Raw genomic sequence first — 22,157 nt, 5'->3', positions numbered from 1 at the left:
CCCTGGAGGCGGCCGGGTGTTGACCCGTCAACACGTCACCAGAGCGTCTTGGTGTTGCGCAGGGTCTTCTTCTCGGACGTGCGCTTCTTGCCCTCCAGCCGCCGCCGCTTGGAGCCGGCGCTGGGCTTGGTGGCCCGGCGCACCTTGGGGACGAAGGTGAGGGCGCGCAGGCCCTCGCGCAGGCGGTCCAGGGCGACGCCCTTGTTCTGTACCTGGCTGCGGCGCTCGGTGGCGCTGACGGACAATTCGGTGGGCGGGTGGGTGAGGCGCACGCCGCTGGCGGTGGTGTTGCGGTGCTGGCCGCCGGGGCCGGAGGCGATGAAGTAGTCCACCTCGCAGGCCTTCAGCAGGGCCTCGTCATCCAGGGCGAGGGCAGCGAGCGCGGCCTGTCGGCGGGCGGGTGAGGTGCTCATGGCACCTCTCAACCTAGCCCTCGCGGCCGTCATCGTGGAGCGCTGTCTTGCGGCGGCCCCGCCCGCGCGGCCGCCCGGCCCCCGGCGCGGACTCTCTCAATGGTAGGGTTGTAGTATCAATATGAGATGATTCTTTCGCGGTGGCGAGAGACTCTTCAATGATTCCAGTGGGTTGGGGCGTGGCCCGGTGGTTGCTCAAGGAAGGGTCAGGACACGCTGAACATGGGAGACACGCACATGGCCATCCAGACCTGGAACCTCGACACGACGCACTCCACCCTCGGCTTCATGGTTCGCCACATGGTGGTGGCGAAGGTGCACGGCCGCTTCACCCGCTTCGAGGGCAAGGTGGTGCTGGACGGGGAGGACCTCACGCGCGGCTCGGCGGAGGTGAAGATTGAGGCGGCGAGCCTCGACACCGGCGTGGAGCAGCGTGACAACCACCTGCGCTCGCCGGACTTCTTCGACGTGGCGGCCTTCCCCAAGCTCATCTTCCGCAGCAAGCGCGTGGAGACGGCGGGCAAGGGCCACTACCGCGTGACGGGAGACCTGACGATTCGCGACGTGACGCGCGAGGTGGTGCTGGACGCGGAGCTGCTGGGCCGGATGAAGGACCCGTGGGGCAACGAGCGCCTCGCCTTCCAGGCGTCGACGAGCATCGACCGGAAGGACTTCGGGCTGGTGTGGAACCAGGCGCTGGAGACGGGCGGCCTGCTGGTGGGTGAGCGCGTGGACATCTCCGTGGACGTGCAGGCGGTGGCGGCGCCCGCGGGCGAGAAGGCGGCGTGAGCGCCAGCGGGCCGGGCCGCCCGCTCAGCCGGCGGCAGGTGACGGGAGGGCTGGTGGCCGGCGCGTCCGGCCTCGCGGGCGGAGCGCTGCTGTTCCGCCGCCCCGCAACGCGGGCGGCCCCTTCCGCATCTCAGTTGCAACAAGGAAAGGAAGAGAGGCAGGCCATGATCTACGTTCGCTCCGGTGAAGAGCGGGGCCATGCCAACCACGGTTGGCTGGACTCGCACCACACGTTCTCCTTCGCGGACTACTACGACCCCGACTTCATGGGGTTCCGCGCGCTGCGGGTCATCAACGAGGACACCGTGGCGGGGCGGCGCGGCTTCGGCATGCACCCGCACCGGGACATGGAAATCATCACCTACGTGCTGGGCGGCGCGGTGGAGCACCGCGACAGCATGGGCACGCGCGCGGTCATCAAGCCGGGCGAGGTGCAGCGGATGACGGCGGGCACGGGTGTGCTGCACAGCGAGATGAACCCCTCCGAGGAGCCGCTGCACCTGCTGCAGATCTGGATTCAGCCCAACGAGGCGGGGCTGAAGCCGGGCTACGAGCAGAAGGCGTTCGACGCGGGGGAGCGCCAGGGGCGCTTCCGGGTGGTGGCGTCTCCGGACGGGCGGGATGGCTCGCTGACGGTGCACCAGGACGTGGTGCTGCACGGCACGCTGCTGGGCCGTGGCGAGCAGGCGGAGTACACGCTGGCGCCGGGCCGGCACGCCTGGGTGCAGCTGGCGCGGGGCTCGGGCACGCTGAACGGGGTGAAGGTCAAGGCCGGTGACGGCGTGGCCGTCTCCGCGGAGGAGCGGGTGGTGCTCGCCGCGGCGGAGCCCATCGAGGCGCTGCTGTTCGACCTCGCCTGAGGGCTCGAGCGGCAACGCGGAGCGCGCGTGGAGACACGCCGCGCTCCGCGGGCACCGCGGTCAGCGGACGTTGATGGTGAGGCCGGTGGTGGCCTTCCGTCCGTCCTCGCTGGTGGCGGTGAGGGTGGCGGCCACCGGCAGCCGCGTGGTGGAGCGGTCCGTGTAGAGGTAGAGCTGCCGGGTGGTCTGGTCCGCTTCGATGGTCGCCGGGTCCACCTTGATGCGAGACGTGGCGGCCTCGAGCGTCAGCGACACCTTCCCGGTGAAGCCCTCCGTCCGCGTCACCGTCACCGGCACCTGGATGCTTTGGCCCGCGTAGATGTTCACCTGGCGGGGCTCCACGGCGATGGAGAAGTCCGGCTGGGGCGCGGGCTTGGGGAGCACGACGATGAAGAAGGTGGCGCCCGACGCGAACGCGTTGGTGGGGTCCTCCGCCAGGAGCAGCGACTGGACGAGGCCCGTGGTCGTCGTGTTCGAGGCCACCGCGAGCGTCGGGGTGGCGGTGATGCTGTCCTCTTCGGCGGGGAGCAGGACCTCGGGCAGGAGGGTGATGCCCTCGGGCGCTCTCGCGAGGGTGAGGCGGATGTTCCCGCGCTTGTCGGCGATGCGGGTGAGCGTCATTTCCACGGGGGTGTTCTCCCCGGGGGTGAGGCTGACGGTGTCCGGGGCTTCGACCTGGACGCTGTAGTAGGGCGTGTCGCCGGCGCACGACGCGGCCAGCGCGCTACCCAGGAGGAGAAGGCTCCAGCGGAGGGCGGACTTCAGGTTCGTGGGTTTCATATCAGGGCCCAGCATCCGCCGGTCGCGCCGCGCGAGCAAGGCGACCCCAGAGCAGGCGTGCTCGGCGAAACACCGCGAGGGCCACTTCGTACATGCCCACATGCGCGGCGAGCGGGTCCACGCCCGCCTGGACGAAGAGGAGGTCGGCGCCGGAGGTGTCCAGCACCTCGGGGGGCCCAGGGCGAGCAACCCCGTGCGTAGAACTTCCGGCAGGGTCGTCCGTTAACGAGTCGAACGCGCGCGCAGGACCCATCCGATAACCGCTGTTTCCGCCCCCCTTGGAGAACGCCATGGACCTCAAGTCCCTGTCGCGGGCCGTGCTGTCGGCCGCGCTCGCCACCACCCTGGTTTCCGCTCCGGCCCTCGCCGAGGCTCCTCCCGTCAAGACCACGAAGCCCATCGAGGCCACGAAGCCCGCCGCGCCGCAGGCGCAGGTCGCGCAGAATCAGGCCCAGGGCGCGCGTCCGGAAATCGAGGTCGTCTTCGTGCTCGACACCACCGGCTCCATGGGCGGGCTGCTGGAGGGCGCGAAGCGGAAGATCTACTCCATCGCCTCCCGCATCGCGCAGGGCCGGCCGACGCCGCACCTCAAGGTCGGCCTCGTGGCGTACCGCGACGTGGGCGACGACTACGTGACGAAGCGCTTCGAGCTGAGCGACGACCTGGACACCGTCTTCGCCAACCTCCGCCGGTTCGAGGCGGGCGGCGGCGGTGACGCGCCGGAGCACGTGGGCCGCGGCCTCGGCGAGGCCGTGTCCAAGCTGTCCTGGAGCCAGAACCGCGAGGTGATGAAGGTCATCTTCCTCGTCGGCGATGCGCCCCCGGCCGAGCGCAACGACGACTGGAACTTCAAGCACTGGGCGAAGCGCGCGAAGGAGAAGCACATCGTGGTGAACACGGTGCGCTGCGGCTCTGACGGCGAGACGGAAGTCGCCTGGCGCCACGTGGCGAAGCTCACGGACGGCACCTTCGACAGCATCGACCAGTCCGGCGGCATGGTCGCTGTCGCCACGCCGTTCGACGTCGAGCTGGCGAAGGTGAACTCCGAGCTGGCGTCGAAGACGCTCTACACCGGTCGCGCCGAGGTGCAGGCTGAGAACCGCGCCCGCGCCGATGCCATGGCGGGCCTGGCCCCCGAGGCCGCGGCGGAGCGCATCAGCTACATGAAGAAGACGCGCGCCGCTGCGAAGCCCTCCGCCGGTGCTGCCTCGGCCGCGATGGAGAGCAGCGCCCCGGAGGCGGTGGGCGGCGCGGTGGACCTCGTGGCGGCTCCCGCTGCGCTGGCGAGCGTGAAGGGCGAGGAGCTGCCGGCGGAGCTGAAGGGCCTGAGCAAGGAGGCGCAGGCCGCGAAGGTGAAGCAGCTCGCGGAGGAGAAGAAGGTGCTGGAGGCCAAGGCCGCGAAGCTGGCGGCGGACCGGGACACGTGGCTCACCAAGAATGTGTCCGAGAAGGAGGACACCTTCGACGCCAACGTGATGAAGGGCGTGAAGGCGCAGGCCGCGAAGCACGGCATCGCGTACTGAACCGCGCATCAGGTGGATTCGAGAGGCCGCGGTCCCACGAGCACGGGGCCGCGGCCTCACGCGTTGACGGCACTACTCCCGCGTCACCGCGTGCAGCACGCGCTCGCGCCGCTGGTCCAGCAGGCGCAGCGCCAGGGGCAGCACGCCCCGGTACAGGGCCACGTTGAGCCCGGCACACAGCGCAATCATCGCCGCCGTCTGCCACGTGGGCCCGTCCTTCCCCGCCAGCCGCAACGCCCAGCCGAAGGGCATGCACCCGGTGCTGGCCGCGAAGATGCCGAGCATCGACGCCGTCAGCGGCACCTTGTCCCGCCGCTTCAGGCTCGCGTGGAACTTCACGGGGAAGAGCAGCGACAGGAAGTTGCCCGCCGCCAGCAGCACCGGCACCACGGCCGCCACCGCCGCCATGGCGCACAGCACGTCCACCGTCGTCCCGAAGCCGAAGTACACCCGGTAGAACAGCGCCACCAGCACCGCCATGCCGAGCGCGCCCGCCGCCTGCACCCCGTTCTTCGCCCGCAGCACGTCCGCCAGGTCCACCGGCGCCGCCAGGAACACGGCGAAGCCCTGCCCGTCATAGCCGAAGGTGTTCTGGGAGAAGGTCGACGCAATCACCACCGCGCCGTAGATGCACAGGCCGCCCATCAGCCACGCATCCGCGGAGCGGCCCAGCAGGAAGACGAACAAGTCCCGCCCGGACAGCAGCTTCAGCAGAATCGCCAGGATGAAGGGCACCGACGCGAGCAGCCGCGCGCGCGGGTTGCGCCACAAGTCCAGCGCCTCGCGCATCACCAGCGTGGAGAACCGCGTCCGCGTCCGCGCGAAGGGGTTGGTGTCCCCCGACTCCGTTGCCCGCGCGCCCGCGCGCCCCGCCTGCCGGTGGAAGCGCATCAGCAGCGCGTACGCCACCGCCATGCCCGTCGCCGCGAAGAAGAACAGCCCGCCCGCCTCCATCAGTGCGATGCGCAGGCGCCCCAGCGCGAGCTGCCCCAGCCCGTCCCCGAAGAAGCCCGGCGGCACCTGCCCCAGCGCCACCGCCGCGTTGATGATGAGCGTCATGTCCAGCGCGCTCACCCCCGTCTCGCCCATCTCCGTCAGCCACGAGGTGTCGATGGGCGGGATGAACGACGCGGCGAGGAGGAACGCCACCATGCCCCCGCCCATGATGCGCGCGCTGTGCTTCGCGCGCAGCACGTTGATGACCGCGTACAGCGCCACCCGGCTCCACGCCGCGCACAACAGCGCGAACAGCACGTACAGCCCCACCGCCAGCCACGGCGCCCTCATCCGGTGCACCGACGCGAACCCCAGCGCCGCCCCCGTGAGTGGCGCGTAGAACACCAGCGCGCGCGGCTCGAAGAGGCTCGCCACCGTGGAGGCGATGAGCAGCCGGTACGGAGAGATGGGGAACGCCGCGTACCGGCTCAGCTCCGAGTGGTCATCCACGCCCGCCGACAACAGCGGCCACGTCACCCACACCGAGAAGGTGACGAAGCAGAGCAGGTTCAGGATGAAGTACGGCCACACGCCGCTGCGCGCGACGGGCCCCAGCCGCATCAGCGCGAAGAAGAACAGTCCCAGGAAGAGGCCGGGCGCGCTCGACGCCAGGAACACGCCCACCGCCAGCAGCCGGCTCTTCCCCGGCCCCCGGTTGAGCCCGATGTCGAAGCGCAGCCCCCACAACAGCACCAGGTGCCGCAGGAAGCCGGGCATGGCCGGGCGGCTCATGCGGACTCCCGGCGCGGCACCGGCTCCGGCGCGGGCACCGCTTCCCCGTAGAAGGACAGGCGCGCGTTGCGCGAGGTCGGCACGGCGATGAGCTTCTCGAACACCGCCTCCAGCGAGGGACAGTCATGCCGCTGCAGCAGCGTCCCCACCGGCCCCTGGTCCAGCATCTGCCCGCCTCGGAGGATGCCTGCGTGCGTGGCCAGCCGCTCCGCGATTTCCAGCACGTGCGTCGTCAAGAGCAGCGTCACCCCGCGCCGGCTCAGCTCGCGCAACAGCTCGCGGATGACACCCGCCGCCAGCACGTCGATGCCCTCGAAGGGCTCGTCCAGCAGCACCAATTCCGGCGCGTGGATGAGCGCCGCGGCGATGGCCAGCCGCCGCCGCATGCCCTTGGAGTACTCCGCCACCAGCGCGCCGGCCTTGTACGTCAGCTCCGTCAGCTCCAGCAGCTCCGTGGCGCGCGCGGCGGCCTCGTCGCCGTCCAGCCCGTACATGCGCGCGCAGAAGGTGAGGTACTGCCGGCCGGTGAGCCGCTCGAAGAGGCTCAGCTCCTCCGGCACCACGCCCACGCGCCGCTTCACCTCCAGCGGCTTCGCCACCGCGTCCACGCCCAGCATGCGGATGGTGCCCGCGTCCGGGCCATACACGCCCGTCAGCAGCGCGATGCTGGTGGACTTGCCGGCTCCGTTGGGCCCCAGGTACGCGTAGAAGGCGCCACGGGGAATCTGGAGATTCAGGCCATTGAGCGCGGTGAAGCCGCCGAAGCGCTTGATGAGCCCGCGTGCGTCGACGGCCAATTCATCGGAGGTGGGGGGCGACATGAAGTGCCCGCCATCAGACCCGAGCCCGGCACCCTGGTACAGCCCCCATCGGACGATGGGTGGATGGGCCTCCGCCCAGCCGAGGAGGTGGGCTTGTTGCCACTCAGTGGACGAACGCCATCTCCGGCGGGCCGGCGATCTGCTGCACCGTCATCCGCACCTTGTCCAAATCGACGGGCTTGGAGATGTAGCCGGCGGCACCCACCAGCTCGGCCTCCCACTCGAAGCCGTAGCCGGAGATGATGATGATGGGCAGGCCGCGCGCGCGAGGCATCTTCTTCAGCGCGTCCAGCAAACCCCAGCCGCTCATCACGGGCATCCGAAGGTCCAGCAGCACGGCGGAGGGCATGTCGCCCTCCAACAAGTCGAGCGCCTCGCGGCCGTTGGCCGCTTGAACCGTTCGGTAGCCCATCTCCTCGAGGGCATCGCAGATGAGCGTGCGGTGACTCGCGTCGTCATCGACGACCAGGATGTGGGACATGGCAGGGCCTCAGGGGATCAGCGGCTTGCAGACCGCGAAATTCTATGGGGGGGAAGATGGGAACTCCCATTCCATTCCGGAAGGGGCTCCGCCACTTTTCAACAGCCAACGACTCGCGCACGCGGGCCTTGCTCCGCGCCCCGCCGGCCACGGCTTCCCGGCCTCATTCCCCATACAACCGGAGTGCGTTCTGACCCAGGATGCCCGCCAGGACCTCGTCACCGAGCTTCAGGCCAAGCAGCGTCTTGAGCTCGCGGTCCCACGCGTAGGGGATGTTGGGAAAGTCCGTCCCGTAGAGGACGCGCTCGGGCCGCACCTGCAGCGCCGCGCGAGGCGGGGGGACGGGGAAGTAGCCGGACACCGCCATGGTGGTGTCCAGCCAGAGGTTGTCGTGTCGCTCGAGCAGGCGCGCGTAGGCGTCGAACTCGTCCGCCCCCATGTGGGGGATGCACAGCTTCAGCGTGGGGTGCGCTTGCAGCACGCGCTCGACGCGCTCGGCGCCACAGAGGGCGTACGTGTCGCATTTGTAGTTCGGACTCGAGGGCTCCCGGCCGGCATGCATGACGAGCGGCCGTCCCGCCCGTGCGCACGCGGCGTAGACGTCGTGGAGCTCCGGCGCGTCCGGGGAGAAGCACTGCACATGGCAGTGCAGCTTCACCCCCCGCAGCCCGAGCGCGAAGGCCTCTTCGAGAATCGACACGGCCCCCTCCTCGCCGGGCAGCACGGTGGCCAGCCCCAGCACGCGGGGCTCGGCGCGGGCCACCTCCGCCACGTACGCGTTGAGGGCGCGGGCCATGCCCGGCCGGTGGGCGTAGTGGAGCGCCACCACCCGGCTCACCCCTCGCGACAGGAGGAAGGACACCACCTGGGGCGTGTGCAGCTTGTAGCGGATGGGCCAGCCGTACTCGTCGAACCAGCGCCACACCGCCTCGAAGACGCGGTCCGGGAACAGGTGGACATGCGCGTCCACCACCGGGGGAAGCCCCTCGGGCAGGCGGGGCCCCTCCGTGTCGGAGAGCGCCGGCATGGGCATGCGGATGCCCGAGTCACGCCACGTGGGCGAGTGGGCGAGGCACGGCTCGGGTGCGTCGGTGGGAGGCGGCACGGAAGGAAGGCCTACTCCTTCTTCGCGCCGCCGTCCTCCCCCTCGCCATCCGTCCGCCGCAGGTACGTGTTGTGCGAATAACCCTGGCGGGCCAGCCGCTGGGACTCGATCGCGTCCGCGACCTTGGCGCACACCTGGCCGAGCACGCGCAGGGACTCGGCGAGCAGTCGCTCCGCGTGGTCCTGCGCGTCCGCGGCCTGGATGGTGGTGCGCTCTTTGCGGAACAGCCCGGGCAACTTCATCCCGGGCAATTTAAGGGACGCGCCGCCCACATGCCACCGGCCTCCTGGCGCCCGCCGCCCTCCCGTCTCCCCGAGGCGCCCTCCCGCCTGGCCGGGGAAATGATCGCCCAGCCGACCCGCGAGGCTGCTTGACTGGATTGACAACCCCGAAAATTTACACTTTTGGGCAGTCGTCGCTGGCGAGGGGGGCCTCCACCCCTGAAAGCGTCGTGCAAGTGACTGGATTTCGAGGTCATTGACGAATTTTCAAGAGGGGGGGTGACACGAAGTTAATTCGTCCCTACATTGCCAACCGTCGGATTTACGGCAGAGGAGCTGCGCATGGCTTACGACGGCGAGCTGGTGAAGATGGAGAACGGTCGCTGGGCGCGGTTCCAGCGGTGCCAGGTGTACCGCCCGGGCGTCGAGGACGCGGGCGAGACGATGCTGCTGATCGCCGTGGAGCTGGAGGAGCGCTACCAGCTTCTGCTCGACGGCGCGGCGGATTCCCTGGCCCAGTACCGGTTCCAGGGCGTGCCCGTGCAGGTGCGGTTGGACCCCGACGCGCAGGCCATCACCCTGCAGCCGGAGACGTCCACGCTCGCACCCCCGGTGCACTGACTCCGCACTCCGCGTTGGCGGAGCTGACGGGGATTGACCGATTCACAACACATGGGGCCTCGCGATTCACATCGCGGGGCCCCGTGCTTTTACAGCCCCTGGCGTGGAGCGTCAGGCGCCGTCCAGCCAGCGGGTGTAGGCAACGAAGCCGTAGTCGCGGCCGAGGAAGTCCCTCACCAGGTCGGCCGCGTCCTTGGAGCCGCCCGGCCCCAGCACGGTGTCCCGGTAGCGGCGCGCGGTGGCGGGGTCCATCAGCCCGTGCTGCTGGAAGGGTGTGAGCAAGTCCCGCGCGATGACGAGGGACCAGAGGTAGGCGTAGTAGGCGGAGGAGTAGTAGCCGTCGAGCTGGGTGAAGGAGAGGTGGACGTAGGAGTCGCTCTCGGTGCGGAAGGGCAGGTAGCGCTCCTGCAGCGCCTTCACCCGCGTGGTGGTGTCCAGGTTCGCCGGGTCGGCCGTGTGCAGCTGGAGGCTGACGGCGGCGTAGAAGAGCTGCTGGCGCAGCCACAGTCCCTTGCCGAAGGCATCCGCGCGCCGCATGCGGGAGATGATGTCCTCGGGCAGCGGCTCGCCGGTGACGACGTGCCGGGCGAAGCGCTGGAGGGACTCGGGGCGCCAGGCCCACTCCTCCAGCACCTGGGCGGGGGCCTCCACGAAGTCGCGCTCGGTGCGGGAGCCGGACAGGCCGGCCCAGCGCGTGCGGCCGCCGAGGATGTGGTGCAAGAGGTGGCCGAACTCGTGGAAGAAGGCGCGCACCTCGCTGTGCTGGAGCAGGGCGGGGTGGATGCCGGGCCGGGGGAAGTTGCACGTCAGCACGGCCTCGGGGAGCGTCTTCCCGGCGCGGCCGGTGGCCAGGTCCCACTGCGCCGAGTGCGTGAACTTGCCCGGGCGCGGGTGCATGTCCAGGTAGAAGCGGCCCAGCCGTGTGCCGCCCTCGTAGACGTCCCAAGCCTCCACGTCCGGGTGCCACACGGGCGCGTCCGTCACGCGGCGGTAGGTGAGGCCGAAGAGGCGCGCGGTGATGTCCAGCAGGCCCTGCTTCACCCGGGTGTATTCGAAGTAGGAGCGCACCTCGCGCGAGTCGAAGTGGTACTGCTCGGCGCGCACGCGGTCCTCGAGGAAGACCTGCTCCCAGGGCTCCACCTCGGTGGCGTCCGGCGTGTCCTGGCGCTTGCGCGCGAGCAGCACGGCGTAGTCGTCCTTCGCGCGGCCGGCGGCCGCGGTGGACAGCCGCTCGATGAAGTCCGCGGCGGCCTGGGGCCCGCGCACCATCTTGTCCTCGGAGGCGTAGGCGGCCCAGTTGGGGTAGCCCAGCAGCGTGGCCAGCGCGTGGCGCGCCTCGAGCAGGCGCGACAGCGTGTCGACATTCTCCGGGTAGCCGCGCCGCCGGTTGACGCGCCAGAGCGCCTCGCGGGCCGCGTCGCCGCGCGCGTACGCCATGAAGGGCAGGTAGTCCGGCGTCTCGGTGGTGATGCGCACGCGGCCGTCCGCTCCAGGCGGGTGCGCGCGCACGAAGTCCTCGGGCAGCCCCTCCAGCGCCTGGGGCGCCACGTCCACGTGCCGCACGTCCTCCAGGATGTGGCGGCCGAACTCCTGGCCCAGCCAGGTGAGCTGCTCGTGCAGCTCCCGCAGCTTCTGACGCGTGGCCGCGTCCCGGTCCACGCCGGCGCGCCGGAAGTCGCGCAGCACCCGCGCCACCCAGCGCCGCGTGGCCGCGTCCTGCCCGTCCAGCTCCAGCGAGGCCAGTGCCTCGTACAGGCGGTGGTCCAGCGAGAGGTCCGTGCGCGCCGCCTCCACCTCCTGCTCGCACGTGCGACCCGCCTCGCGGAAGGTGGCGTCCGGGTGTGCGTTGGCGGCGATGCCGGAGCGCGACACGGCGTCGTCCAGCAGGGCGATGGCGTCGTCGTAGGAGGTGAGGGCCACCACCGTGTCCCGCGGCGCGCGCAGGGCCAGCAGCGCGTCCACGTGGGCCCGGGCCCGCTGGATGTCCTCCGCGCAGGCCGCGAGGAAGCGCTCGGGGGTGGTGGCGAGCTGGCGCCCCGCGTCGGGCACGAGCCGCGCGTCTCCGGCGGCAAGGGCGCGGGGCGGCGCGGGCGGGAGGGTGGATGGGCGGCCGGCGCACCCCGTGAGCACCAGGGTGACGATGATGACGAGCTTCAGATGCAAATGCCCTCCCTGGACAGGGGCTGGGGCAACGGGTGGGGGCGTGGGGTATTTCCGCTGCGGGCTCCACCTGAAATGACGACGAGCGCGCCAATTCGTCGCAGATTTCTGCGGGAAGGGCCGGCGCTACCCGGGTTGGCTCTCTGGCTGTGAGAAGTTGGAGCGGGCAGGGAAGCAGGCGCTCAGCTGCTCACCTGGAAGAAGCGGATGGCGTTGTCGCGGGCGATGCGGTGGACGATGCGCTCGGAGAGGTTGGCCTTGGCCAGGAGGTTGGCCAGGCGCGCCAGGCCGAGGATGTCCCCCGCGCCGTCGCCCGCGTCGGAGTTGAGCACCAGCCGCTCGCTGCCCAGCCGCCGCACCACCGCCACGGCGCGCTCGGCCTTGAGGGCTTCCGGGTGCAGCGTCAGCCCCGCCCAGTGGCCCACCTCGAGGATGGTGCGCACCGTGCGCGCGTTGGCGTGGTCCACCAGCACGCGCGAGGCCAGCACGCCGGACTGGCGCAGCAGCGTGAGGATGCGCCGCGTGTGGCGCTCCTTGTCCACGGTGGGCGTGTGCACCACCACGCGCAGCTTGAGGCTCCGGGCCAGCGCGAGCTGCTCCAGGAAGGCCTCCTCCTCCTCCTCGCCGCCCACGTGCAGCCCCGTCTCGCCCAGGGCCACCACGCGGCCTCCCTGGAAGTAGTCGGGCAGGGCGGAGAGCACCTCGGACAGCCCGCGCCGGGGGATGCAGCGCGGGTGCACGCCGAGCGCGGCATAGGCGCGGATGCCCACGCGCTCCAGCCGGGGGAGCTGGCGCTCCACCAAATCATCGAAGTGGCGCAAGAGCGCCTTGGACGTGGGCTCCGGGAAGTGGTGGGCCACCACCAGCGCCCGCTCCACCCCGAAGAAGCGCATCGACTCCAGGTCCTGGTCCGTCAGGCCCTCGGGGTGCAGGTGCGCGTCGAAGATGGGAACGGGCTCTGCCAAGGCTTCAGTCCTGCCCCAGGGCCACGCCCTCGTTGCGCGGGTCGCTCGCGGAGTAGCGCAGGCCCGTCTTCGGGTCCACGAACACCGCCTCCGCGTCGCCCCACTGGTCCACCCGGCGAATCTTGTGGCCCTTCGCCTCCAGCACCGACAGCGTCGCCGGCTCCAGGCCCCACTTGTCCACCCAGAGCTCGTCCGGCATGTACTGATGGTGCACGCGGCCCTCGTTCACCGCGCGCGCCACGTCCATGCCGCTGTCCACCAGGTTGCTGATGACCTGGATGACGGTGGTGGGAATGGTGGAGCCGCCCGGGCTGCCCACCGCCAGCATCACCTTCTTCGGGTCCTCCTTGGAGAACACCAGCGTGGGGGACATGGAGGACTGCGGCACCTTGCCGGGCTGGATGGCGTTGGGCTCGCCGGTGATGAGGCCATACGCGTTGGGCACGCCGGGCTGCGCCGAGAAGTCGTCCATCTCGTCGTTGAGCATCACGCCCGTGCCCTTCGCCACCACGCACGAGCCGAAGCCGTAGTTGATGGTGGTCGTCATGGCCACCGCGTTGCCGTCCTTGTCGATGACGGAGATGTGCGTGGTGTTCTTTCGCTCTGGCTCCGGCGTCAGCACCGCGGGCTGGTCCGTCAGCGTGGAGCCCTGCGCGCCCGGCACTGGCGGCAGCAGCGACGCGCTCGCCGTGGCCTTCTTCGCGTCGATGGAGCCCGCGATGTCCGCGATGTGGCCTTGGGACACCAGTCGCGCCGTGGGCACGTCCGAGAAGTCCGGGTCGCCCAGGTACTTCGCCCGGTCCACGTAGGCCCGCCGCACCGCCTCCACATAGAGGTGCAGTGCCTCCGGGTCTCGGAAGGCCATGCCCTGCGGGCGCAGCTTCTCCATCGCGCCCAGCACCTGGAGGACCGCCACGCCGCCCGCGCTCGGCGGAGGCATGGTGAGGATGCGGAAGCCGCGGTAGCTGCCCTCCAGCGGCTGGCGGGGGCGCGTCTTGTATGCGGCCAGGTCCTCCACCGTCAGCACGCCGCCGCCGGCCTGCACCGTGTCCGCAATCGCCTTGGCCACGGTGCCCGAATAGAAGGCCTTCGCGCCGCCCCTGGCGATGCCGCTCAGCGTGCGCGCCAGGTCCGGCTGCTTGATGACGTGTCCCAGCGGGGGCATGTCCGGCACGCCCTCCGCGTTCTTCACCAGGAACACGCGCGAGGCCTCCGCGTCCTTGCGCAGGCACTCCAGCCGCCCCGCCCCCATGGAGTGGTAGCGCGGCGTCACCCAGATGCCCTTCTTCGCGGCGGCGATGGCCGGCGCCAGCACGACGGACGGGGGCAGCTTCCCGTGCTCCTTGAGGAGCTGGAGGTAGCCCGCCACCGCGCCCGGCACCGCCACCGCCAGCGGGCCGTCCGTGGACAGGCCCGGCACCACCTTGCCGTCCTTCACGTACATGTCCCGCGTGGCCGCCTTGGGCGCCACCTCGCGGAAGTCGAGCACCTTCGTCTCGCCGCTCTTGCCGTCATGCACCAGCGCGAAGCCGCCGCCGCCGATGCCCGAGTGGTACGGCCCCACCACCGCCGCGACGAAGGCCGCCGCCACCGCCGCGTCCGTCGCGTTGCCGCCCTTCTCCAGCATCTCCAGCGCCGCGGCGCTGGCCTGCGGGTAGGCCGTGGCCACCGCGCCGCCGCGGTACGGGCGCGCCGCGTGCGCCACGCACGCCAGCAGCACCACCGCCAGCGCCAGGCTCCGCGCCGCCAGGCTCCGTGTCCCACGTGCCGCCGACACCGCCACGCGTGCGCCGGGGCGCGCCGCTTCACTCCTGAAGCTCGTGTCCTTCACCGGTTCAGCCTCCTCACGGCGCGTGAACATCCCTGCCTGGCCTTCGTTCTGGGTATTGTGTTACCCAGGGGACAGAAACCCACCCTTCAGGGTCGGGACTCCGGAGCGCCTGACGGACTACAGGACTCCCGGTATGCACGAACCGACTCCTCAGAACCAGGGTTTCAACGGGGCAGCATTTTTCCTCTTGGATTGTGTCCTGTTTGGGTGCATCCTCTGGAAATCCTGAACCGTCATCGGGGGAGCAGCGTATGAGCACGCCCGTCGCGCCCGAGAAAAAGACACCACCCGGGTCCATACCGCCCTCGGGTCGGGTGACGGTCTTCCTGAAGCCCTGCTTCGGGATTTCCGTGCAGAGCAACTCGCTGAGTGTGGCGGTCAGCGCCCGGCCTCCGCCGGTTGACACCGAGGAGTCTTCTCCTGCGGGTGCGGTTGACGACTCGATTCCCTGTCCCTAATTCTCCGCCGCATGACAGCTCTGGCGGCGGTGGTGCTGTGCGCGGGTAAGGGCACGCGGATGAAGTCGGAGAAGGCGAAGGTCCTTCACCCCATCCTTGGCAGGCCCATTTGTGCGTATCCCCTGAATCGGGCCCTCGAACTGGGTGCTTCGTCCGTGGTGCCGGTGGTGGGGCACCAGGCGGAGGCGGTGGAGAAGACGATTCGCGCCTTCTTCCCGGACGCCCCGCTGCACTTCGCGCTGCAGCGTGAGCAGCGCGGGACGGCGGACGCGGTGCGCTCGGCGGAGGAGGCCCTGAAGGGGTACTCCGGCCGCGTCCTCATCCTCTATGGCGACGTGCCGCTCTTGCGCCGCGAGACGCTGCAGGCGCTGCTCGCCGCGCACGACAAGGCGGGCGGGGCGCTGGCGCTCGTGTCCACCGTGCTGGAGGACCCCACCGGCTACGGCCGCGTCATCCGCGAGGGTGGCAAGGTGGCCCGCATCGTCGAGCACAAGGACGCCACCCCGGAGCAGCGCGCGGTGCGCGAGTGCAACGCGGGCATCTACTCCGTCGACGCGGACTTCCTCTGGAAGGCGCTGGCGCAAATCAAGCCGGCGAACGCGCAGGGCGAGTACTACCTCACGGACCTGGTGGAGATGGCCGCGAAGCAGGGCCCGGTGGGCTCGGTGGGCTCGGTGGAAGCGGACGCCACGGAGACGGCCGGGGTGAATGACAAGGTGGAACTGGCGGCGCGCGCCCGCGTGCTCCAGCAGCGCATCAACGAGGCGCACATGCGCGCGGGCGTGTCCATCCAGGACCCGGCCACGGCCTACATCGAGGAAGGCGTCATCATCGGCACGGACACCGAGGTGGGCCCCTCCGTGACGCTCTCCTCGGGCACCATCATCGGCAAGGGCGTCACCATCGGTCAGGGGAGCGTCATCACCGCCTCCACCGTGGCGGACGGCACCGTCATCAAGCCCTACTCCGTGCTGGAGGAGGCGAAGGTCGGCGAGCGGAACGTCATTGGCCCGTTTGCCCGCCTGCGCCCCGGGACGGAGTTGGCCGAGGATGTGCATCTGGGCAACTTCGTGGAAACGAAGAAGGCGCAGATCGGCAAGGGCTCCAAGGCCAACCACCTGACGTACCTGGGCGACGCGAAGATTGGCGCCGGGTGCAACGTCGGGGCGGGCACCATCACCTGTAACTATGACGGGGTGAACAAGCACGTCACTGAACTTGGCGACGGGGTGTTCATCGGCTCGGACACGCAGCTGGTGGCGCCAGTGAAGGTCGGCGACGGCGCGTATGTCGGCGCGGGCACCACGGTGACGAAAAATGTGCCGCCTGGAAGCCTCGCTGTGTCTCGGACGCCACAGGTCACCAAGGAGGGTTGGGTGGCCGCGAAGAAGGCGCGCAAGGCGTCGAAGGTTCAGGCCGGCTGATTCTGATCGGCGCGGCTCTTGCTTGGTGGGCAGCCAGAGAACTGCCCACACGGGTTGTAGGGGAATGCCCCGGATTGCTCTAGCGGGCGTGGGCGTGAGAGAGAGGTCTATATGTGCGGGATTGTTGGTTACGTCGGTGACAAGGAATCTGCTCCCATCCTCGTGTCCGGGCTGAAGAAGCTCGAGTACCGGGGGTATGACTCGGCGGGTGTCGCGGTGGTGAGCCGCAACCAGCTCAACGTGGTGCGCGCCACGGGCAAGCTGCGCAACCTCGAGAGCCGGGTGGTCGCGGATCAGCCGCAGGGCACCATCGGCATTGGCCACACGCGGTGGGCCACGCACGGGCGTCCTTCCGACGAGAACGCCCACCCGCACACGTACAAGAACGTGGCGGTGGTGCACAACGGCATCATCGAGAACCACCTCGCGCTGAAGGAAGAGCTGCGCGGCCGCGGGCACGTCTTCTCCTCCGAGACGGACACCGAGGTCTTCGCCCACCTCATCTCCGAGGAGCTGGAGCGCGGGCTGGAGCTGCCGGAGGCGGTGCGCGCGGCCATCGAGCACGTGAAGGGCACCTACGCGCTGGCGGTGGTGTCGGCGAAGGACCCGAACCGCATCGTCTGCACCAAGAACGCGTCGCCCATGGTGCTGGGCCTCGGCGAGGGGCAGAACTTCATCGCCAGCGACGTGCCGGCCGTGCTCGAGCACACGCGCGACATCGTCTACATGGAGGAGGGCGACCTCGCCGTCGTCGCCGCCGCGAAGATCGACATCTTCAACCGCCAGGGCCAGCTCGTGAATCGGCCCACGCGCCGCATCGACTGGACGCCGATGATGGCGGAGAAGGGCGGCCACAAGCACTTCATGCACAAGGAAATCTGGGAGCAGCCTCGCGCCATCGGCGACACGCTGCGCGGCCGGATGCTCCTGAGCGAGGGCGACGTCCACTTCGAGGGCTGGAACCTCTCCGCGGAGAAGGTCCGCTCGCTGACCAAGGTCACCATCCTGGCCTGCGGCACCTCGTGGCACTCCGGCGTCGCCGGCAAGCACATGATTGAGACGCTGGCGCGTCTGCCCGTCGAGGTGGAGCTGGCCAGCGAGTTCCGCTACCGGGACCCCATCGTGGACGGCTCGCACCTGGCCATCGCCATCAGCCAGTCCGGTGAGACGGCGGACACGCTGGCGGCCTTCAAGGAGGCCAAGGCCCGTGGCGCCACGGCGATGGCCATCTGCAACGTCATCGGCAGCGCGATGACGCGCGAGGCCGAGTTCTCCGTGCTCACCAACGCGGGCCCGGAGATTGGCGTCGCGTCCACCAAGGCGTTCACCACGCAGCTCGTCGCCCTGTACCTGCTGGCGGTGAAGCTGGGCCGGATGCGCGGCACCCTCACGGTGCAGGCGGCGCAGGAGCACCTGACGCACCTGACGCAGATTCCGAAGATGATTGAGGACGTCCTCAAGTGCGAGCCGCAGGTGAAGCGCGTCGCGCGTGAGTTCATGAACGCGCAGGACTTCCTCTTCCTCGGCCGCGGCCCCATGCACCCGGTGGCGCTGGAGGGCGCGCTCAAGCTGAAGGAAATCTCGTACATCCACGCGGAGGGCTACGCGGGCGGTGAGATGAAGCACGGCCCCATCGCCCTCATCGACGAGAAGATGCCGGTGGTGGTGATTGCGCCGAAGCAGCCGCACGTCGCCTACGAGAAGATCATCGGCAACATCGAGGAGGTCCGCGCACGCGGCGGCAAGGTCATCGCCGTCATCGACGAGGACGACGCGCATGTCGCCGGCCTGGCCGACCACGTCATCCGGATTCCTCCCGCCTGCGCGCTGCTGGCGCCGGTGGTGGCCACCATCCCACTGCAGCTGCTCGCCTACCACGTGGCGGAGATGCGCGGGAATGACGTGGACCAGCCCCGCAACCTCGCCAAGAGCGTGACGGTGGAGTAGCGCGTCGCCTTCGAAGTGACGTGACTTCAAGGAGCCCGGGTTCCCCGCGAGGGGGCCCGGGCTTCGTCGTCTCAGCCGATGAGGCCGAGCGCTTCCGCCAGCCAGCGCCGCACGTCCGTGCGCGTGGGGCCGTGGCCCGTGTCCAGGGACCAGGTGAGGAGCGCGCCGGCGAGCTCGCCCGCGGTGCGGTAGCGGCTGGCCACGTCCGGCGCCAGCGCCTTGCGGAGGATGGCGGCGAGCGTCCGGTCCATGGTGAAGGGCAGGTGGAGGCGCGCCGTGCGGATGGCCGCCATCACCACGTGCACGTCCGTGGACTCGCGCTGGAAGGGGTGCGCGCCCACGAGCAACTCATGGAGGACGATGCCCATGGCGAAGACGTCCGAGGCGGGGGTGAGCGGCTCGCCGCGCGTCTGCTCCGGGGAGAGGTAGTGCAGCTTGCCCGCGGCCACGCCGTCCGCCGGGCCGATGTCCGCGCCGTGCGCCTTGGCCACGCCGAAGTCGCCGAGCTTCACGTCGCCGTCGCCGGAGAAGAAGATGTTGGCGGGGTTGACGTCGCCGTGCACCAGCCCCAGCGGCCGGCCGCTGCGCGTGCGCGCCTGGTGGAAGTAGGCCAGCCCGCGCAGCACCTCGATGGCCACGTGGACGGCCATGTCGGAAGGGAAGGGCTGACGCTGCTGGTGCAGCGCGCGCATCAGCCCGCCGAGGTCTCCTCCCACCAGCAGCTCCATGGCGATGAAGGGACGCCCGAAGGCCTCGCCCACCTCCAGTCGCTGCACGAGGTTGGGGTGCTCCAGCAGGCCCATCAGGTCCGCCTCGTCGGCGAAGACCTCCGCGGGCACGTCCCTGCGCATCAGCTTGAGCGCCACGCTGAAGGGCTGGCCGCGCACGTCCACCGCGTCCGCGAGGAACACCTCGGCCATGCCTCCGGTGCCCAGGCGCGTGCGCAGCAGGTAGTGGCCGAAGCGGCGAGAGGGCACCTCGACGGGGCGGGGGACCGCGACGAGCATGGCCCCGAGTGTACCGCGAAGCCCTCTTCCGTCACCCGCCCCACCGTCGCGCTCGACGCGCACGATGGGTGCGCATGCAACTCGGTTACATCATTCCGCCAGGCGTGGACGGTGGCGGTGTTGCGGCTCACTCCTTCTGGCTCAGCTCCAGCAGGACATCGAGGTCCTCGGTCGCATCCAGGCTCTCGAGCAGCTCCAGGTTCTCCACCACCTCGCGGTCCTCGTCGGTCAGCGTGGGCTGGGCGCGCGGTGTGCTCCTGGGCGGCGGAGGCTGGGCGGGGACGGACGGGGGCGGCGGAGGATGAGGAGCTTCCTGCGCGGCGGCGGGGAGCGCTCCCAGCAGCAGGGCGAGGAGGAACGGGGCGAGGGTTCGGCTCACCGGCGCCGCCTCTCGCGCAGGCGCTCGCGCACCTCCTGCCGCTGCTCGGGCGACAGCTGCCGCCAGCGCCGCATGTTCTCCATCATCTGCTCGCGCTTCTCCGGATGCTCGCGCAGGTACTGCCGCACGCGCTCGCGCATCTCCGCGCGCTCCTCGGGGGGCAGCTTCCTCAGCTCGCGCACGCGCTCACGCAGCGCCTGGCGCTCCGGCGGGGTGAGCCGCTTCAGCTCGCGCAGGTTGGCGCGGATGCGCTCGCGCTCCTCGGGGGGCAGCTTGCGCCAGCGCTCCAGGTTGCCGCGGATGCGCTCCTGCTCGTCCGGAGGCAGCGACTTGAACTCGCGCAGCTTCGCGCGCAGCGCCTCCTTCTCCTCGGGCGTCATCCGCTCGAAGCGCTCGGCCGCCGTGCGGGGTGCTTCCGTCTCCGCGCGCACCGTAGCGCCCGCAAGCAGCGTCACCACCAGCCCCAGCGCGGCCAGGTCCAGTCGCTTCATCATGGCGTCGCCTCCAGTTCGTGGAGGTTCGCGACGACCTCCAAATCCTCCGCGCTGTCCAGGCCGAGCACCTCGTAGTCCTCGGCCACTTCCAGGTTGGCGGCCAGCTCCATCACCGCCGGGTCCTCCAGCTCGGGCGGTGCGTCGGGGCCGGGGCCCGCCAGCAGCAGCGCCACGCCCACCGCGGCGGCGAGGCCCAGCGACGGCACCAGCACCACGGGCCGCAGCCACTTCCGGAGCCGCTCCCACCAGGGCACCGGCAGCGCGTCCAGCTTCGCCATCACCGCGCGCCGGGTGGCGGAGGAGGGCTCATACGCGGGCAGCTCCGCCAGCCGCGCCACCGTGTTGCGCAACAGCGCGTGCGTGGAGCGGCAGCCGGCGCAGGTGTCCAGGTGGGCCGTCACCTCCTCGCGCCGGGCCGGGGGCAGCTCCCCGTCCACGTACGCCGTCAGGTCCTCTTCGAAACCACAGCTCATGCCCTGCTCCTCGCGGGCGCGGTGCCCGCCTGCAGCTCTTCAATCCTTCGCGCCACCGCCAGCGTCGCGCGGTGGATGAGGCTCTTCACGGCGGCCTCGCTCGCCTCGAGCGCTTCCGCGATGTCCCGGTACGCCATGCCCTCGAAGCGGCACATGGTGAAGGCCGCGCGCTCCCGGGCGCTCATGTCCCCCAGCGCCGCGCCCACCACCTGCTCCAGCTCCCGCCCCGCCAGCGCCTGGTCCGGCCTGTCACCCTCCGGCCCCGCCATCTCCACCGCTCCCGTCTCTTCACCTTCCGGCGTCTCGGACGAGGTATGGGACACCCGGTACTCTCCTCGCCGCACCTCGTTGAGGCAGTGGTTGGTGGCCACCCGGAAGAGGAACGTCTTGAAGCGCGCCGTCGGCTTGTAGGCGCCCGCGTGGCGGTAGAGCTTCACGAAGATGTCCTGCGTCAGCTCCTCCGCGCGCTCCCGGTCCCCCACGAAGCGGAAGGCGAAGCGCGCCACGCTCGCGTGGTACCGGTCGAACAGCCAGGCAAACGCCTGGCGGTCCCCCGCGGCCACCTTCAGCATCGCCTGTGCGTCCGAATCCAGGTCCACGGCGGACATCAACCCCGTTGCCCGCAAGAAGTTGCGGGCGCCTTCGCTTTGAACCGCACCCGGGCCCGTGGCTACAGTTTCCTCCGTGCCGGACGCTCCTCGTCTACATCCACCTACGCACCGGCTCCCGGAGGAGGCCCCGGAGCCCGGGCCCCCCGACGTGGCGGCCTGGGAACCTGCCCCGGCCGGCGCCGTGGAGGGGGAGGCTCCGCCCGGGGACGCGGACGAGGACCTGGCTTCCTGGGAGGGGCCGTTTCCCTCCCTGCCGGAGGAGGCCCCGCCACCCGACGCGGTGACCCCGTCTCCGCGCCACTCCCGGCAGGGCGAGCGGCGCTCCCCCGAAGCCGCGGAGCCGTACCGGCTCGCGCTGCCGGGCAAGCCCACCCCGCCGCTGGAGCTGCCGCTGCCGGTGCTGGTGCTGGTGGAGCAGGCCCGCCGCGTGCCCGCCGAGGAGCGCCCGGAGCTGGCCCTACGGCTGAACACGCTGCTGGAGCAGATCTCCGCGGAAGGGGGGAGCCGTCAGCTGGCGGACACCTTCCACCGGCTCCTGGAGACCGGGAAGCTGGAGGGGCTGGTGGACACCCGGGGCCGCTCCTGCCGCGCCGTGGCGGTGGAGGCGCTCCTGTCCCTGGGCTTTCCCTATGCCCTGGAGGTGCGGCCGGAGGACCTGGAGCACCTGCGCGCCCACGGGCGCCGCGGCGTGGGCCACGGCCTGGGCCCCGCCGTCCCCGGCGCCGTGCTGCTGACGGGGCTGGTGGCCCAGGTGACGCAGGAACTGGCGAGGTCGGGCGGGCCTGACAGCCTGGTCACCACGCAGGTAGGTCTCTCGGCGCTGGCCCTGGTGGCCTTGTGGCTTGCCCCTCCGAAGTCAGCCGTGTACCGGGTGGGTCTCGCCCTGCTGGCCCTCGTCACCTGCCTCGGGCTGGTGGCGCCATTCTTCATGGATGGCCCGGTGGGCCTGTGGGTCGTCCTGGGCGGGCTGGTGGCCGCCTTCCTGGCTGCCCTCCGCGAGAGCTGATGACCAGGATGCAGGACGGATGTCAGAGGGGTGGACTAGGGTCTACCCATCGCGTACTAA

General features: G+C 70.6%; 22 protein-coding genes. 7 read left to right on the top strand and 15 right to left on the bottom strand.

Annotation, left to right across the window (positions count from 1 at the left end; all coding sequences use genetic code 11):
* Positions 1-35: 35 nt before the first annotated feature.
* On the bottom strand, positions 36-413 hold the full coding sequence (locus tag G4D86_RS23245) for a peptide chain release factor family protein (protein ID WP_163996186.1): 378 nt from the start codon (positions 411-413) through the stop codon (positions 36-38).
* A 237-nt stretch (positions 414-650) separates the two neighbouring features.
* Between G4D86_RS23245 and G4D86_RS23240 the strand changes: the two genes are divergently transcribed.
* A complete protein-coding gene (locus tag G4D86_RS23240) occupies positions 651-1,202 on the top strand; it encodes a YceI family protein (protein WP_163996379.1) in 552 nt (183 codons plus the stop codon).
* Between the two features lie 164 nt (positions 1,203-1,366).
* Positions 1,367-2,062 carry a pirin family protein gene (locus tag G4D86_RS23235; protein WP_163996185.1) on the top strand — a complete coding sequence of 232 codons (696 nt, stop codon included), beginning with the start codon at positions 1,367-1,369 and terminating at the stop codon, positions 2,060-2,062.
* Between the two features lie 60 nt (positions 2,063-2,122).
* Here the strand turns inward: G4D86_RS23235 and G4D86_RS23230 are convergent, their stop codons facing one another.
* A complete protein-coding gene (locus G4D86_RS23230) occupies positions 2,123-2,842 on the bottom strand; it encodes a hypothetical protein (RefSeq protein WP_163996184.1) in 720 nt (239 codons plus the stop codon).
* Between the two features lie 290 nt (positions 2,843-3,132).
* Between G4D86_RS23230 and G4D86_RS23225 the strand changes: the two genes are divergently transcribed.
* Positions 3,133-4,365: a vWA domain-containing protein gene (locus tag G4D86_RS23225; protein WP_163996183.1), complete on the top strand. Its 1,233-nt coding sequence runs from the start codon at positions 3,133-3,135 to the stop codon at positions 4,363-4,365.
* A 72-nt stretch (positions 4,366-4,437) separates the two neighbouring features.
* Here the strand turns inward: G4D86_RS23225 and G4D86_RS23220 are convergent, their stop codons facing one another.
* From G4D86_RS23220 to G4D86_RS23200, 5 genes are all read right to left on the bottom strand, one after another.
* Complete coding sequence (locus G4D86_RS23220; RefSeq protein WP_163996182.1) at positions 4,438-6,093, bottom strand: hypothetical protein; 1,656 nt, start codon at positions 6,091-6,093, stop codon at positions 4,438-4,440.
* Positions 6,090-6,914, bottom strand: coding sequence for an ABC transporter ATP-binding protein (locus G4D86_RS23215; RefSeq protein WP_163996181.1), 825 nt, complete (start codon positions 6,912-6,914; stop codon positions 6,090-6,092). The genes G4D86_RS23220 and G4D86_RS23215 overlap by 4 nt, the downstream gene beginning before the upstream one ends.
* A gap of 103 nt (positions 6,915-7,017) precedes the next feature.
* Positions 7,018-7,395, bottom strand: coding sequence for a response regulator (locus G4D86_RS23210; RefSeq protein WP_163996180.1), 378 nt, complete (start codon positions 7,393-7,395; stop codon positions 7,018-7,020).
* Between the two features lie 163 nt (positions 7,396-7,558).
* Positions 7,559-8,428: an amidohydrolase family protein gene (locus tag G4D86_RS23205; RefSeq protein ID WP_163996378.1), complete on the bottom strand. Its 870-nt coding sequence runs from the start codon at positions 8,426-8,428 to the stop codon at positions 7,559-7,561.
* Between the two features lie 83 nt (positions 8,429-8,511).
* Entirely contained in the window at positions 8,512-8,742 is a 231-nt protein-coding gene (locus G4D86_RS23200; protein WP_163996179.1) for a hypothetical protein, read from the bottom strand.
* Between the two features lie 321 nt (positions 8,743-9,063).
* On the opposite strand from G4D86_RS23200, the gene G4D86_RS23195 reads away from it, so the two are divergent.
* A complete protein-coding gene (locus G4D86_RS23195; protein WP_163996178.1) occupies positions 9,064-9,342 on the top strand; it encodes a hypothetical protein in 279 nt (92 codons plus the stop codon).
* Between the two features lie 111 nt (positions 9,343-9,453).
* Here the strand turns inward: G4D86_RS23195 and G4D86_RS23190 are convergent, their stop codons facing one another.
* The 3 genes from G4D86_RS23190 to ggt all read right to left on the bottom strand — a co-directional run bounded on the left by G4D86_RS23190 (position 9,454) and on the right by ggt (position 14,328).
* Entirely contained in the window at positions 9,454-11,505 is a 2,052-nt protein-coding gene (locus G4D86_RS23190) for a M3 family metallopeptidase (RefSeq protein ID WP_163996177.1), read from the bottom strand.
* A 179-nt stretch (positions 11,506-11,684) separates the two neighbouring features.
* Entirely contained in the window at positions 11,685-12,467 is a 783-nt protein-coding gene (locus G4D86_RS23185) for a TatD family hydrolase (RefSeq protein ID WP_163996176.1), read from the bottom strand.
* Positions 12,468-12,471: 4 nt separating this feature from the next.
* A complete protein-coding gene (ggt, locus tag G4D86_RS23180; protein ID WP_163996175.1) occupies positions 12,472-14,328 on the bottom strand; it encodes a gamma-glutamyltransferase in 1,857 nt (618 codons plus the stop codon).
* Between the two features lie 439 nt (positions 14,329-14,767).
* On the opposite strand from ggt, the gene glmU reads away from it, so the two are divergent.
* Entirely contained in the window at positions 14,768-16,180 is a 1,413-nt protein-coding gene (gene glmU, locus G4D86_RS23175; RefSeq protein ID WP_163996174.1) for a bifunctional UDP-N-acetylglucosamine diphosphorylase/glucosamine-1-phosphate N-acetyltransferase GlmU, read from the top strand.
* 111 nt (positions 16,181-16,291) lie between these two features.
* The gene (gene glmS, locus G4D86_RS23170; protein WP_163996173.1) at positions 16,292-18,127 is read left to right on the top strand and encodes a glutamine--fructose-6-phosphate transaminase (isomerizing); all 1,836 of its coding nucleotides are present in this window, start codon (positions 16,292-16,294) and stop codon (positions 18,125-18,127) included.
* A 71-nt stretch (positions 18,128-18,198) separates the two neighbouring features.
* Here glmS and G4D86_RS23165 read toward each other — a convergent pair whose 3' ends face one another.
* From G4D86_RS23165 to G4D86_RS23145, 5 genes are all read right to left on the bottom strand, one after another.
* Entirely contained in the window at positions 18,199-19,134 is a 936-nt protein-coding gene (locus G4D86_RS23165; protein WP_163996172.1) for a serine/threonine-protein kinase, read from the bottom strand.
* 127 nt (positions 19,135-19,261) lie between these two features.
* Positions 19,262-19,513 carry a hypothetical protein gene (locus G4D86_RS23160; protein WP_163996171.1) on the bottom strand — a complete coding sequence of 84 codons (252 nt, stop codon included), beginning with the start codon at positions 19,511-19,513 and terminating at the stop codon, positions 19,262-19,264.
* Entirely contained in the window at positions 19,510-20,007 is a 498-nt protein-coding gene (locus G4D86_RS23155) for a DUF3106 domain-containing protein (protein ID WP_163996170.1), read from the bottom strand. Before G4D86_RS23155 ends, G4D86_RS23160 begins: the two co-directional genes overlap by 4 nt.
* Entirely contained in the window at positions 20,004-20,480 is a 477-nt protein-coding gene (locus G4D86_RS23150; protein ID WP_163996169.1) for an anti-sigma factor family protein, read from the bottom strand. The genes G4D86_RS23155 and G4D86_RS23150 overlap by 4 nt, the downstream gene beginning before the upstream one ends.
* A complete protein-coding gene (locus G4D86_RS23145) occupies positions 20,477-21,088 on the bottom strand; it encodes an RNA polymerase sigma factor (protein ID WP_163996168.1) in 612 nt (203 codons plus the stop codon). The genes G4D86_RS23150 and G4D86_RS23145 overlap by 4 nt, the downstream gene beginning before the upstream one ends.
* A 151-nt stretch (positions 21,089-21,239) precedes the next feature.
* On the opposite strand from G4D86_RS23145, the gene G4D86_RS53855 reads away from it, so the two are divergent.
* Entirely contained in the window at positions 21,240-22,097 is an 858-nt protein-coding gene (locus G4D86_RS53855) for a hypothetical protein (protein WP_275899140.1), read from the top strand.
* Positions 22,098-22,157: the final 60 nt, after the last annotated feature.

Source organism: Pyxidicoccus caerfyrddinensis (assembly GCF_010894405.1).
GTDB lineage: Bacteria > Myxococcota > Myxococcia > Myxococcales > Myxococcaceae > Myxococcus > Myxococcus caerfyrddinensis.
This window is presented reverse-complemented; position numbering and strand designations above follow the sequence as displayed.